15 protein-coding genes are annotated in these 13,510 nt (G+C 49.2%); 3 read left to right on the forward strand and 12 right to left on the reverse strand.

Annotated elements, in window-relative coordinates:
• Positions 1 to 158: 158 nt before the first annotated feature.
• On the forward strand, positions 159 to 1,016 hold the full coding sequence (locus tag ABWV76_RS09035; RefSeq protein ID WP_353375812.1) for a carbon-nitrogen hydrolase family protein: 858 nt from the start codon (positions 159 to 161) through the stop codon (positions 1,014 to 1,016).
• Positions 1,017 to 1,081: 65 nt separating this feature from the next.
• Here the strand turns inward: ABWV76_RS09035 and ABWV76_RS09040 are convergent, their stop codons facing one another.
• The 4 genes from ABWV76_RS09040 to ABWV76_RS09055 all read right to left on the reverse strand — a co-directional run bounded on the left by ABWV76_RS09040 (position 1,082) and on the right by ABWV76_RS09055 (position 4,284).
• Positions 1,082 to 2,089 (reverse strand): fumarylacetoacetate hydrolase family protein, encoded by a 1,008-nt coding sequence (locus tag ABWV76_RS09040; protein WP_020413776.1) that lies wholly within the window; start codon positions 2,087 to 2,089, stop codon positions 1,082 to 1,084.
• Complete coding sequence (locus tag ABWV76_RS09045; RefSeq protein ID WP_020413777.1) at positions 2,086 to 2,646, reverse strand: VOC family protein; 561 nt, start codon at positions 2,644 to 2,646, stop codon at positions 2,086 to 2,088. Before ABWV76_RS09045 ends, ABWV76_RS09040 begins: the two co-directional genes overlap by 4 nt.
• A gap of 15 nt (positions 2,647 to 2,661) precedes the next feature.
• Complete coding sequence (gene hppD / locus ABWV76_RS09050; protein ID WP_020413778.1) at positions 2,662 to 3,741, reverse strand: 4-hydroxyphenylpyruvate dioxygenase; 1,080 nt, start codon at positions 3,739 to 3,741, stop codon at positions 2,662 to 2,664.
• A gap of 288 nt (positions 3,742 to 4,029) precedes the next feature.
• Positions 4,030 to 4,284 carry a hypothetical protein gene (locus ABWV76_RS09055; protein ID WP_282951980.1) on the reverse strand — a complete coding sequence of 85 codons (255 nt, stop codon included), beginning with the start codon at positions 4,282 to 4,284 and terminating at the stop codon, positions 4,030 to 4,032.
• Between the two features lie 350 nt (positions 4,285 to 4,634).
• Between ABWV76_RS09055 and ABWV76_RS09060 the strand changes: the two genes are divergently transcribed.
• Together ABWV76_RS09060 and ABWV76_RS09065 are read left to right on the forward strand one after the other, a co-directional pair.
• Complete coding sequence (locus ABWV76_RS09060; RefSeq protein WP_020413780.1) at positions 4,635 to 5,615, forward strand: calcium/sodium antiporter; 981 nt, start codon at positions 4,635 to 4,637, stop codon at positions 5,613 to 5,615.
• A gap of 134 nt (positions 5,616 to 5,749) precedes the next feature.
• Positions 5,750 to 6,736, forward strand: a complete 987-nt coding sequence (locus ABWV76_RS09065; protein WP_020413781.1) for a glycerophosphodiester phosphodiesterase family protein — start codon at positions 5,750 to 5,752, stop codon at positions 6,734 to 6,736.
• Positions 6,737 to 6,739: 3 nt separating this feature from the next.
• Here the strand turns inward: ABWV76_RS09065 and ABWV76_RS09070 are convergent, their stop codons facing one another.
• The 8 genes from ABWV76_RS09070 to ABWV76_RS09105 form a co-directional block, all read right to left on the reverse strand.
• On the reverse strand, positions 6,740 to 7,066 hold the full coding sequence (locus ABWV76_RS09070) for a chaperone modulator CbpM (RefSeq protein ID WP_020413782.1): 327 nt from the start codon (positions 7,064 to 7,066) through the stop codon (positions 6,740 to 6,742).
• A complete protein-coding gene (locus ABWV76_RS09075; protein WP_020413783.1) occupies positions 7,063 to 8,022 on the reverse strand; it encodes a DnaJ C-terminal domain-containing protein in 960 nt (319 codons plus the stop codon). The genes ABWV76_RS09070 and ABWV76_RS09075 overlap by 4 nt, the downstream gene beginning before the upstream one ends.
• A 150-nt stretch (positions 8,023 to 8,172) precedes the next feature.
• Positions 8,173 to 8,541 (reverse strand): hypothetical protein, encoded by a 369-nt coding sequence (locus ABWV76_RS09080; protein WP_020413784.1) that lies wholly within the window; start codon positions 8,539 to 8,541, stop codon positions 8,173 to 8,175.
• A 483-nt stretch (positions 8,542 to 9,024) separates the two neighbouring features.
• Entirely contained in the window at positions 9,025 to 9,588 is a 564-nt protein-coding gene (locus tag ABWV76_RS09085) for a TFIIB-type zinc ribbon-containing protein (protein WP_282951983.1), read from the reverse strand.
• 129 nt (positions 9,589 to 9,717) lie between these two features.
• A complete protein-coding gene (locus ABWV76_RS09090) occupies positions 9,718 to 11,412 on the reverse strand; it encodes a flotillin family protein (protein ID WP_020413786.1) in 1,695 nt (564 codons plus the stop codon).
• A gap of 15 nt (positions 11,413 to 11,427) precedes the next feature.
• Positions 11,428 to 12,081: a YqiJ family protein gene (locus tag ABWV76_RS09095; RefSeq protein WP_020413787.1), complete on the reverse strand. Its 654-nt coding sequence runs from the start codon at positions 12,079 to 12,081 to the stop codon at positions 11,428 to 11,430.
• The gene (locus tag ABWV76_RS09100; RefSeq protein ID WP_020413788.1) at positions 12,081 to 12,809 is read right to left on the reverse strand and encodes a PspA/IM30 family protein; all 729 of its coding nucleotides are present in this window, start codon (positions 12,807 to 12,809) and stop codon (positions 12,081 to 12,083) included. Before ABWV76_RS09100 ends, ABWV76_RS09095 begins: the two co-directional genes overlap by 1 nt.
• 101 nt (positions 12,810 to 12,910) lie before the next feature.
• Positions 12,911 to 13,366: a hypothetical protein gene (locus ABWV76_RS09105; protein WP_020413789.1), complete on the reverse strand. Its 456-nt coding sequence runs from the start codon at positions 13,364 to 13,366 to the stop codon at positions 12,911 to 12,913.
• Positions 13,367 to 13,510: the final 144 nt, after the last annotated feature.

Genomic DNA, 13,510 nt, shown 5'->3' on the forward strand with positions numbered 1-13,510 from the left:
TTAGACAAGCGGGGCTAACAATGAGAAAAATATTACTATCAAGTATTGAATACTCAACCTGCCCACAGTTGGCACACTTAAGCGTACTTGAGATTTATCCCGTAAGGTTCCAGCTTTATCATACTCCGTAAAACTATTGGAGAAAAAGGAGATCCCCAGTGAAAAATCTTTGTGTCGCAGCGGTGCAAATGGTAAGCGGCGAAAGCGTTACAGAGAATCTTTCACAGGCCTACAAGCTGCTTAAGGAAGCCGCCGAACGAGGCGCGAAACTAATACTGCTACCGGAAAACTTTGCACATTTTTCGGATAAAGGTAGTTTTTCCGTGGCCGAACCATTTTGCATTTCTGGTAAAACCAATACAGATAGACAACCCATTCAACACGCGCTTGCGAGTTGGGCAGAGGAGCTGGGTATCTGGCTGGTCGCTGGTTCGATACCCTTACTGGAGCGAGCCGACGGTAGCCCTACCGAGGGAAAGCGCAGCCGCTCAGCGTGCCTGCTATTCGGCGATCAAGGCACTTTAATGGCTCGCTATGACAAAATACATTTATTTGATGTGGAAGTTGAGGACGCTACCGGCAGCTATCGTGAATCCGCCAGTATTGAACCCGGCAACGAGCCCTGTGTGGCGACATCGCCCTGGGGTGCCCTGGGGCTCAGTATCTGTTTTGATTTGCGCTTTCCCGAACTCTACCGCCAGCTGGCCATAGCCGGTGCTGAGATTTTTTTGGTGCCAGCAGCATTTACCCACACCACAGGGCGGGCACACTGGATGACCCTGCTGCAAGCCTGTGCGATCGAGAACGGCTGCTTTGTAATTGCAGCCAATCAGGGGGGGATCCACTCGGAGAAAAGACGTACCTGGGGACATTCAGCGATTATCGATCCCTGGGGTGAAATCCTGGCCGGAGCCGGCGAGGGTGAAGCAGTCATCACTGCCACGTTGGAAGCTGAAAAGCTGACCAATATACGGCGGCAAATGCCATTACTTTCCATGCGCCAACTTGGAATATAAATAATAAAAAAGGGGCCCCATCGGGTACCCCTTTCTATGGTATAAGCCGTCGCAAAAAAATGGTATTAAACCTTCTCCACTGTCTGCTCAATACGACCAAAAATTGACTGGCCTTTATCATCGAGCATTTCGATAGCAATGCTATTGCCAAAGTCCATAAACGGCGTGCTCGCTGAGCCATTCTGGATGGTCTCAATCATACGGATCTCTGCAATGCAGCTGTAGCCGACTCCACCCTCTGCGACAGGCTTACCAGGGCCACCATCCAACTTATTGGATACAGTACCGGAACCAATAATGGTGCCCGCACAAAGTGGGCGGGTTCTGGCTGCATGGGCAACCAGCTGGCCAAAGTGGAACGTCATATCCACTCCGGCATTGGGCTCACCAAACTTCTCGCCATTCAGGTGGGAAACCAGTGGCAAGTGCAGTTTGCCTTCACGCCAGTTTTCACCCAGCTGCTCTGGAGTCACGCATACCGGTGAGAAAGCACTGGAGGGTTTGGATTGGTAGAAGCCAAACCCCTTAGCCAATTCCGCAGGAATCAAACCACGCAGGGAAACATCGTTCACCAGCATTATCAGTTTGATGTGGGACAGCGCATCCTCGGCGGACACCCCCATAGGCACATCGTCGGTAATCACGGCTATTTCTGCTTCGAAGTCGATGCCAAAGCCATTGCTTTGCGGCATCTTCACCGGCTCGCGCGGAGCCAGGAAGGTATCGGAACCGCCCTGATACATGAGCGGATCACTGTAAAAGCTCTCCGGTACCTCTGCACCGCGGGCTTTACGCACCAGCTCAACATGATTCACGTAAGCGCTGCCATCGGCCCAATGATAAGCGCGTGGTAGAGGTGAAGCGCACAGGGCTTGATCAAATGTCTCCCCCTGGATCTCACCGTTTTGCAGGCGCTCGTGCAGTTTCTCCAGCTCACCACTGACTGATGCCCAGTTGTCCAACGCACTCTGCATGGTTGGGGCAATATCGCCGGCCGGCACCATGCGGGTAAGATCGTCGCTGACAACAACCAGTTGACCATCGCGGCCGGATTTAAGGCTGGCTAACTTCACTGTGCCTCCCCTTCAGTTTTTTCCACAAATTCTTCTTCCCCATGCATCCAGGCGGCATGCCTTGGGGCTTTTTTCGTACGAGACCACTCTTCCAACATATCCTCAGCAACCCGCTTCAGTTCCTTGTGCATACCAGGCTTGGCGGTATTGGCGGCCAGCTCGATACGGTGGCCGTTGGGATCAAAGAAATAGATCGACTGGAAAATAGTGTGATCGGTAGGGCCGAGCACGTCGACCCCGGCCGCTTCCAGCTTTTCTTTGGTCGCTAGCATCTCTTCCATGGATTCCACTTCGAAAGCGATATGCTGCACCCACTTGGGGGTATTTTCATCGCGCCCCATCTCTGGAGAGTTGGGGATTTCGAAGAAGGCAAGCACATTCCCCATACCCGCATCCATAAAGACATGCATGTAAGGGTCCGGCTCACCGGTTGAGGGTACCTCGTTTTCGGCAATGGCCAGCTGGAAGTCCATACCGAGAAGGTCGCGGTAGAATTCCACGGTCTCCTTGGCGTCCCTGCAGCGATACGCCACGTGGTGAATGCGCTTAATACCCATTGAAGCCTCCGTTTTTTATTCCTTTTCTTTAATGACGCCGCGCTTGAGCTGGTCGCGCTCAATGGATTCGAACAGGGCCTTAAAGTTACCCTCTCCAAATCCTTCGTCTTCCTTGCGCTGGATAAACTCGAAAAATACGGGGCCTAGCATATTGGCGGAGAAGATCTGCAGCAGCAGGCGCGGCTGTCCGCCTTCGGTAGTGCCATCGAGTAGGATGCCGCGGCTTTGGAATTCTTCGGTGGGCTCACCGTGGCCGGGCAGGCGCTCTTCCAGCATTTCGTAGTAAGTGTCCGGCGGCGGAGTCATAAACTCCATACCGCGCTCTTTCAGGCGATCCCAACAGGCAATCAAGTCGTCACAGGCGAAGGCGATATGCTGGATACCCTCACCGTTGTACTTCATCAGGAATTCTTCGATCTGGCCACCGCCACCGGCCGCTTCTTCGTTCAGCGGGATACGGATCTTGCCATCGGGCGCGGTCATAGCCTTGGACAGCAGGCCGGTGTACTCGCCTTTGATATCGAAGTAGCGGATCTCGCGGAAATTAAACAGGTCTTCGTAGTACTTGGCCCAATAGTCCATACGACCGCGATATACGTTGTGGGTCAGGTGGTCCAGGGTATGGAAACCACAGCCTTCAGGGCGGCGATCGACGCCCTCTTCCCAATTAAAGTCGATATCGTAAATGGATTCGCCATCTTCGTAGCGGTCGATCAAATACAGGGTAGCGCCGCCAATTCCCTTAATCGCGGGTAAGTGCAACTCCATCGGGCCGGTATTCACCTGTACAGGTTGTGCGCCTTTACGCAGGGCCTCTTCATAGGCGAACTTTGCGTCTTTCACACGGAAAGCCAGGCCACAAGCGGAGGGGCCGTGCTCCTGGGCATAGTAATAGGCGTGGCTGTTGGGCTCGTAGTTAGTGATAAAGTTAATATCACCCTGGCGCCATAGCTCAACATCCTTGGAGCGGTGGCGGGCGACTTTCTCAAAGCCCATGGCAGTAAATACGGTTTCAAGGATACCTTTTTCTGGCGCAGTAAACTCTACGAATTCGAAGCCGTTAAGACCCATCGGGTTTTCAAATAAGTCCGCCATGCGGTCCTCCATTTCTTATCATCGCAGCGCCTTTGATGGGGGCTGCGGATTGTGGATTTAAAGCGCAAACGAAGTTAGTTGCAGATGTAACTAATGTCAAGGGCCCCTGTTATTGGACCCTAGAGCGGTTACCAAGAGGTTAATTTCAGTCACAGAGATTTGTTCAGATGGAGAGTTAAATAAAAGACAGGAAATGACCCATCAGGGAAAGATAATGGGGAAATGTATTGAGCGGATGGAATTCGGGTGTGGCCTTAGCCTATGAGCCTCTAACCACACCCGATATCACTAGCGCTCCTTACGGGCACACTTACCATTATCAGTGCGGCACATATGGTCTTTGTGAAACTTGCCGCTCATCTGGTCACATTGAGACTTGGTGACATCACCCGCGCAGGCGCTCTCTGCGTGCTGGCAACATCCAGTCTCCATGGTCGCCATCCCTTTCTTGTCCATCTCCTCTTCCTTTTTGCGATGTTCGCAAGCGGACAGGGTCAGCACCAGCGCCGCGGCCAGTATTCCAATTGAAGCTTTGAGTTGCATATAGGCCTCCTAGATACCCGGCGAGTGGCCGGTGACATGGATATCGCGGAATCTGCCGCGCATTGCTTTGTGCGACCCGCGTAGATTTACCCGACATCTCCACCAGCTGAACGAGGCGCCGCGCCAAAGTGCGCTGCCCATAGGTCACCCCGCAGATTTACCGGGCCATGCATTGACTGTAGTTCACACTGGCAGCAGAACCGTCTGACTGGCGGGACATTTACGTTTATTTTCACTTATCGCGCCGTTGATCGGGGTAACACCCTGTTTGTAGCGCAGAGAGCCGGTACAATCGCCACCCGTTTGTCGGGCAATGCCCCAATCTGAATGCCCACTATTGAGGATCGCCTATGCTTCTTGCCGCTCTCGCCATTATCGCCGGTTTTGTTGTGCTGGTTTGGAGTGCTGACCGCTTTGTAGAAGGCGCTGCAGCCACTGCCAAACATGCCGGAATGCCCACACTATTGATCGGCATGGTGATCGTTGGCTTCGGTACCTCCGCACCAGAGATGGTGGTTTCCGCTATTGCCGCCTTGGACGGCAGCCCCGGTCTCGCCTTGGGTAATGCCTACGGTTCCAATATTGCCAATACCGGCCTGATCCTCGGCCTGAGTGCACTCATTATTCCCCTTACGGTGCACTCAAAAATCGTACGCAAGGAACTGCCGCTATTGCTGGCAATTACCTTATTAGGTGGCGCATTCCTGTGGAATGGCAAACTGGAGCGCTGGGAAGCCGTTATTCTGCTTATGGGCTTCTTCGCCCTCATCGGCTGGAGTGTTTTCTCGGCCTTGCGTAACAAGGGCGATCAATTAGAAGGCGAAGTAGCTGGCGAACTGGAGGAGCACTCCATGCCCCTCGGCCGGGCTATTTTCTGGGTGGTGGCCGGCCTAGCCTTATTGATTATCAGTTCCCGCATGCTGGTATGGGGCGCGGTTACGATTGCTGAATCCCTCGGAGTCAGCGACCTGGTTATCGGTCTTACTATCGTTGCTCTCGGCACTTCCCTGCCAGAGCTGGCCGCTACTATAGTTGCGGCACGCAAAGGCGAACACGATATCGCTATCGGCAATGTGGTCGGCTCCAATATGTTTAACCTGCTCGCAGTCGTGGGTATCGCCGGAACCATTGCACCTATGTCGAGCGTACCCCCTGAAGTCTTGTCCAGGGACTGGCCCATGGTGATTGGCCTCACCATTGCTTTATTTATATTCGCCTACGGCTTCCGCGGCCAGGGACGTATCAATCGGTGGGAAGGCGCCGCACTATTGACGGCCTACCTTGTCTACACTGGTTACCTGACTGTTACTATCACGAAGGCCGCACTCTAGTCAGATCCGGGGCGGTTCCAGCCGCCCTGTTCCCCGCCTCAATTCGCCATAATTTGCCCTCCCAGCGCCCATTTTTTTGAGCCAAAGCCAGCTAGTATTGGCGCACCTTCAACAGGAAATACGGAGACAATTTTATGGGGCGGGGTCCTATCATCAAAATTGGAGTACTGACTTCTCTTCTCGGATTTGGGGTGATTTATCTACTCAATGCTTCCTGGCTGGCACCGGCTCCCCAGGGGGACCCCATCCTGATTTCCCATCGTGGAGTCTACCAAACCTACAATCGCGATAACCTGGGACGTGACGATTGCACAGCTATTCGTATATTCCGACCTGAACACAGCTACCTGGAAAACACTATACCCTCCATGGAGGCTGCCTTTGCCCACGGTGCAAATATTGTTGAACTAGACATTCACCCCACCACTGATGGTGAGTTTGCCGTTTTTCATGACTGGACCCTGGATTGCCGTACAGATGGAAAAGGCGTTACTCGGGAACATTCCCTCGCAGACTTAAAGAAGCTCGATATTGGCTACGGCTATACCTTCGATGGTGGTGAAACTTTTCCCTTTCGCGGCCAAGGTATTGGACAGCTACCTACTTTAAAGGAGGTTCTGCAACACTTCCCGAATCGACAATTCCTTATCAATATAAAAAGCAATGACCCAACGGAAGCAGACCGACTGGATGCCTATCTACGCCAGCACCAATTACTCACTGACTCCCGCCTGATGGTTTATGGGGGTACCCGCCCAATAGAAAGGATCCGGGAATTACGACCAAACGCACTAGCCTTCAGCAAGACCAGTGCAAAGAAATGTGCACTGCAATATGTGCTTATTGGTTGGAGTGGCTACATGCCTGATGCCTGCCGCAACAGCATAGTGGTTGCCCCCAACACTTGGAAATGGGCCCTTTGGGGCTGGCCCAATCGCTATTCTGCGCGGGTAGCTCAGGTGGGAAGCTTGGTTATGGCGGTAAATCACCAAGGTGGCAAGCGGGGCCTTGCCGGTATCTATGAACCGGAGGAGTTAGACTACTTGCCACAAGATTACAGTGGGGCCATTTGGATTGAAAAAATTGAGGTTATAGGTCCACACATGCGATCAGTGCGCTAGATATTATTTACGCCTGTGGCGCGCCTCTAGCCGCGCCAAGTGTGCCTGTAACCTCTCAATTTCCTCTAGTAATTCGATAGCCAGAGCCGCACCGGCCAAATTGACACCTAAATCACGCTCCAGGGTATATGCCCGCCGAACTCGGCGCACGCAGATACCACTGAAGCGCCACTGTGGTTCCCGGTGGCGGGGTTCGATTACACCCTCCTCCACCAGGGCAATTATTCGCTCTGCAGGAACTCCACAAGCCCGGCACAATTCGCTCAGGCTTAGCTCACTATCTTCATCCAAGAGGATGCCGGTCACCCGCTCAAGTTTTTTGATCCTCACTCCCAACCCCCCATAGACTTACGCGGGTTATATTCAAACGCTTCGCTGAATTTATGGTAAGCATCGCGCTGTGCATCTGTAGACGCCGACGGTGTTACCGTCTGCAACACAACATACATGTCCCCCGGCTGTTTGGCGGGAATGCCGCGGCCTTTAAGGCGAAGCTTTTTGCCATTTTCACTGTTAGCTGGAATTGTCAGCTTGATCGCCCCCTCTGGTGTTGGCACCTGTACCTTAGCGCCCAATGCGATTTCCCAAGGTGCCAGAGGCAGTTCCAAGTAGACGGTCTTAGCCTCAATACGATAAAGAGGGTGGGGATTAAAGTTGATCTCCAGATACAGATCACCCGGCTTCCCCTCACCAATACCCGGTTCACCTTGTCCTGCCAGTCTTATTTGCTGCCCCTCAGTAATACCCTTAGGAATTTTTACGTTGAGGGTACGCTCCTGCATATGTGGGCGCCCATCCGCACCCAATACCGAGTGCTTCAGAGTGATCTGGCGGGTGGCACCGCGGTAGCTATCCTCCAGGTCTATGGCAATTCGCGCATAGGTATTTTCTCCCTGGGCACTAAATTGGCGCCTCTGCCTGCCACCGTAACCCTGGCTGAATCCACCCCGGCCAAAAAGACTTTCGAAGAAGTCACTAAAAGCCTCTGGGTCAGCATTGGTATAACCACCACCATGAAACTCAAATCCCTGATCCCAATTTGGAGGCGGCCGAAAGTCCTGTCCAGACTGATAACCGGCGCCTAGCTGATCATAGGCTGCACGCTTTTCGGGGTCTTTAAGCACCTCATAGGCCTCATTTACCTCCTTGAAATGCTCTTCTGCACCCTCCTCGTTACTGACATCCGGGTGATATTTACGTGCCAGCTTTCGATAGGCACGTTTAATCTCCGCCTGATCAGCGTTTCGCTCCAGACCGAGAATCTTGTAATAGTCCTTGTATTCCATGGCTTTAATAAAAGCCGATGATGAGAGGGTTCGCCATGTAATTGAAGCGAGAAAATTGGCGTGAGTATTATCTGATTAAGCAGATGTCCACTGATAGATAGAAGCGCCGATAGAACAATCGGCGCCAAATTACTAACTTAAATTACTAACTTAATGTCCAGTTTCGTAAAACATTGAGCCTTCCAAGTATTCAATACTTCCATCAACATAATGTATATAGACTTCAGCTTGGTTAGGCGAATAAGCCCTTACTGTCACGGAACAGTATAAGCCCGAGCTGCAACCTTTCACCCAATTAATACGATCAATAGACTTGGTGATATTAGTAATTTCCCAGCTTCCCGAAGTTGAATTCCCAAAACTGAAATCGAGGCCACCACAGCGGTTCGTGCCATTACCAAATACACTTCCTCCAGCTTTCACATTAAGGTTGCACACCAGATCTGCAGAAAATGCAGGGAATGCAGTAAAAGAACAAACAATTAAAGAAACCGCTAAGAATAATTTTTTAATAGTCATCTTCCTAACTCAATTATTTTTTTATATGTTAATTGTCACAGTTAAACAAATTAGCGACCTAAATTAGATTAACATCAAGATTTTAATTTTCAAAGACGCCTACAAAATCCTCTCGAAAAAAAATTGAGAACAAATTATCAATTTCATACAAATATTTTTTACTATTAAAACATTGATTTAGAAAATCCAGAGACGGATGATTTAGGTGACAATGAGGCTTTCCTCGATTAAATAAGGAAAACAATTCCCATTCTTAGATAGCCTATCGTCTCGTTTAGAAACGAAGAAATTCAATCACAAAAATGTAGGCAGCTTCTATATCATAATTAAAGCGATCTTATAATCGATCTTAGTGATTCTTAATGCCATCAAGAAGCGAGCCAACAACAGTCAACTTGAATAACAATTGGGTAGCAATTATTTAGCTAAAGGGGACAGGAGTGAATCTTGCCCCCAGATCAATAACACTATAAAAACTAGCAACTAGCGCTCGGCAGAATAAGGGTCTTCCGCTATCAAATAGGCAAGCATATCCGCTTTCTGTTCTTGGGAGTGCAACCACTCACGGACCTCTTTTACTTTCTCATATAGCTCTTCGCCAAATCTGCTCCGATAAACTTCAGAAAAAGTCTCTTGTGCTTTAGTATCCCTAACCTTTTTCTGCCACTCATGAGTGACTAGAGAGTTCAGAGAAGCAGCAAGCCCCTCAGCCTTCAGAAGCTCCCACTCTCCCTTATCCAGCCAAATACCACCAATTGCCGGGCTATAATCTAAACGGTGTTCACTGCCTGCAGTAATTTTTAACTTCTGCATGATCATGCCTGTTACCGGACATAAAATAGCTTTCTTGGTATCTTCTGCCACCACTTCATTCAGCACATCTAAGTTATCTGAAAAATGATTTTCGGGGGTTTTTCTTTTCCAAGTCAGATAGTCTTCAACCAGAATCCAGTTTCCCCCGCAGCTAGAGCAGGTATGTGCACGAAACAATTCCTCAATAACAACTGGTTTGAGCACACCTTTTTTACAACTGGTACAGCGTTTCATAATTTCCTTTCCCTAAGAAAATAACCCAGGTTTTTTTTAAAGACCTGGGTTGATAAATTAGAGTTTTTATTAGTTGAATAACTTGTAAATAAAGCCTGAATAACATTTATCTACAAAATCTGAAAAATATTAAACCTCAGTCTCAACGGGGTTGCTTAAGTTACCTACACCCGCTTCTTTCAAGAGAGAATCCACTAAAGGGGCCATCGCTCGGTGCTTCAGAGCGCTACCGACTAAAGCTTCCGGCAGGCTTTGGCCTTTAGCTTCCGATTCTCCATCCAGAATTCCACTGGACGCACGACCTTCCACACCATTTAAACCTTCAACAGAAATAATTTTCATTCCCTCAATACTTTCCATCGGTTTAACACTCTCACGGATAATATTGGGCAGGTTCTCATGCAGGCTCAGCACCTTCTTGAGTGCAATCTGAGCTTCATTGAGACTGTTGTATGCCTCGTTCATCAGACGCTGACCTTCAGCATCCACCGCATATTTCTCACGATCTGCTTCAACCTTAATACGAATTGCCTCTGCCTCTGCAGAAGCCTGCAGGCGAAGTGCTTCGGCTTTATCTTCTGCAGCTGACTTCTCCGCTTCGGCCATTACTTTAATACCGGTAGCCTGACGCTCAGCCACTTTCTGGGCTTCAATAATCTCGATACGTTTATCACGCTCTGCCACTTCCACGTCCTTGGCGGTGCGCACCTGCTCTTCTGCTTTTACCGCTTCAGCCAGTGCAACGTTGGCCTGCTGGTCTGCCTGGGACTGCTCTTTGGATTTTTCCGCAACAGCAATTGCCCGCTCTTGCTCCGCAATTTCTACAGATTTCTCTTTGGAGATACGCTGCTCATCAAGGATACGTTCACGTTCAATTTCCTGTTCCTTTAGGCGACGTTCCTTTTCAATCTCCAACAATTTTGTAGCCTGCTCTGCAGCAATCTGGGACTGGCTAACCTCACGCTGAGCTTCGATCTCCGCCTGACGTGCGCCTCTCTCTTGTGCAGCCAATTCACGGGCGATATCTGCTTTTTGTGCTGCTTCACGATTTTCCAACTCGCGCTGCTGCTCCAAGTGTGCGTAGCGTTTTTCTTTATCGATCTCCAGTTTCTGACGCTCTGCCTCGAGATTTTTCTTCTCGATCTGTACCATAGTCTCTTGCTCAACGTCGTTAACTTCTTTACGACGCGCTTCAATAGAACGGGTCATGCTGGCAAGGCCTTCAGCATCGAAGACATTATCCTGGTTAAAAAACTCTTTGTGAGTCTGGTCCAGGCCGGTCAAAGAAACAGACTCCAGTTCCAGTCCGTTTTTCAACAGATCCTCAGAAACCACCTGTTGTACTTTTTGTACAAACTGGCTGCGTTGTTCATGCAACTCCGCCATTTCCATTTCAGCGGCCACAGAGCGCAACGCATCGACAAACTTGCCCTCAATCATTTCCTTCAAGGCTTCGGGGTCCAAAGTACGCAGGCCTAAAGTTTGTGCCGCGTTGGCTATCGCCTCGACATCGGGCTTTACACGCAAATAGAACTCAGCGAGCACATCGACGCGCATACGGTCCTTGGTAATTAGCGCCTGATGCTCTTTGCGGGATACCGCAAGACGTAAGGTATTCATATTTACCGGAATAATTTCATGTAAAACCGGTAATACCAATGCACCGCCATTCATGATGACTTTTTGCCCGCCCATGCCGGTACGTACAAACGAACGTTCTTTAGAGGCACGGGTATAAAGCCGCGCGAAAATGGTACCGATTACAATCAGGCCAACCAGTATTGCACCGGCAATAAATACTACAATGGGTAGGTTTCCTATCACTTCTAGATTCTCCAGTTAATTACTTTCCATCAGGTGCTCGCTGGTTGGACGAGTCACACGGAAATGCACACCCAACTCCTCTACCAGTAACACCTTTTCCCCCTGGTTAAAAGTTTCACTCTCATCAGGCTCCACCATCACATAGTGCGTGGTGCCATATTCATCGTTAAAGCGTGCTTCTGCGGGTGATCCTGCCTCGGCTTTACCGACAGTAATTACCGCGACTCTGCCAATAAAGGAGTTTCTTCTCACCGCTTCAGACTCATCACCGACAGCGAAACGCCGCAGTAAATTACCAACAAAGCGCACCTGTGGCAGCGCCAGGAAAAAAACTACCAGGGCCAACAGGCCGCCCGGTAATAACAGACCCAAAGTAGACTCAACAAACACCTGGATCAGTAAACCGGTAACACCAAAGCCAACCAAGAATGCCACTAAAAGAATCAGTGCTGGTACTTCGCCAAAGCGCAACCAGCCCAAAACTTTAGTCAATCCACCTGTTGCACCACCATCCGGCCCATCGATATCAATATCCGGCAGCATGTTATCGAGTAGATCTGAAATACCAACACCAATCAATGTCATCACACCTTCAAGAAGCGCTATCATAAACATTAAAATTAGCGCACCAGTGAAGATCAGGTTTTGATCTTGCAACAAGAATATCATCAGCCCCCCGACTTAATTTTGGCTAAACGTTCTTTCACACGATTCTTTCGTGCAAACTCCTCAAGCTCTGCTAACTTGCTGGCATCTATTTCGGAATCAAATGTCGATATAGCTGTACTATCTATTGCTCGATTAAATGCATCTGTAGCTTGTTCTACCTGGGCTTTCGAATTTCTATCCCTACCATATTCATCAGCAACAACGCTACCTCTTACATTTTTATTGACCGCGATAAATTCTTGCAATTTCTCACGCATTTCCCGCTTCTTACCTTGCAGAGCAAGAATATAGGAGCCTAGCTCCTTTATTTCTATCTCATTTTCACTGATCGCTTTCTCTAAAATTGGAAGCTGCACCTCAATATCCATTTGCTTGGCAATGGCGGCTTCAGCCAAATCATCACGACCTTCATTTATAGCGATGGTAATTTGTTCAGCTAAATTTTTATGACGTGTATTTTCGTCGTTTAACGTTCTACTATTTAGATACTTAGATGCCTCTGCTTTCCCTAGCTGGCCTCGCACATCCTTAATCGCATCATCCACATCCCGAATTGCCTGTTCCATTACTGACTCTGGCGCAGCGGCTTCAACTGAGCCCACGACTGAATTCGCAGACACAGAGATTAAGCGTGAAATGCGCTTAATTAATCCTTCTCTCAAGATCATCTTTCCTTTTACTATTTCAATTTCCAATAAAGCCAGACCAAGTCCCTCAAATTCTGACAAACTTTATTAATTACTTCCCAAAACGGGCTGCTGAATTACCGCTTTTATTTCAAGATGAATACTGCTGCTTGTTTAAGCATAAAACTCATTTGTGCGGATACTTATTCCGCAGTTTCACCTTCTAGGCATTCACGAATTCTCACGGCGGAATCACGGTGAATGCTCCGTGGATTACTCTGTTGTGACATCAGCAACATTTTTTCCAGGAAAGCCTCGACACTCGGCAACAAGTCTTTCTCCAATTCCGGTGCCATTGGCTCTTTACCCGCACAAACTTTGATAATGGCGGCACCTTCTGTGAGCAACTCCATTACCGCCTCAATCAACAGACTCCGCTGGTTTTCCTCCAGATAACGAGCCTTTAATGGCAGCATGGCCTCTGCAGAGGAGAGATAGCTGCGGGAAAGACAATCCCCGCCAATAGACTCCCTCGCCATTGCAATAATTTCGCGTACTTTTTCACTTTGGGTGACCGCCCCATTGCGATCAATCGACATCAAATATGCATAATCTTCCGCCGATAGGCGTGCCGATATAGATTGTGTTTTATTGAGCATAATGATCCCTTACCTGCCATGTATACAAAAGTACACACCACTATGCACAGGGTCAATTAAAACTCATATGGCTTATTAGTACGGCAGAACCAACCGACGCAGGAAAATATTATGCTAGTAACTGTGCTATCTATAATTCAGGAG

This window comes from Microbulbifer sp. NBRC 101763 (assembly GCF_040371615.1).
GTDB lineage: Bacteria > Pseudomonadota > Gammaproteobacteria > Pseudomonadales > Cellvibrionaceae > Microbulbifer > Microbulbifer variabilis.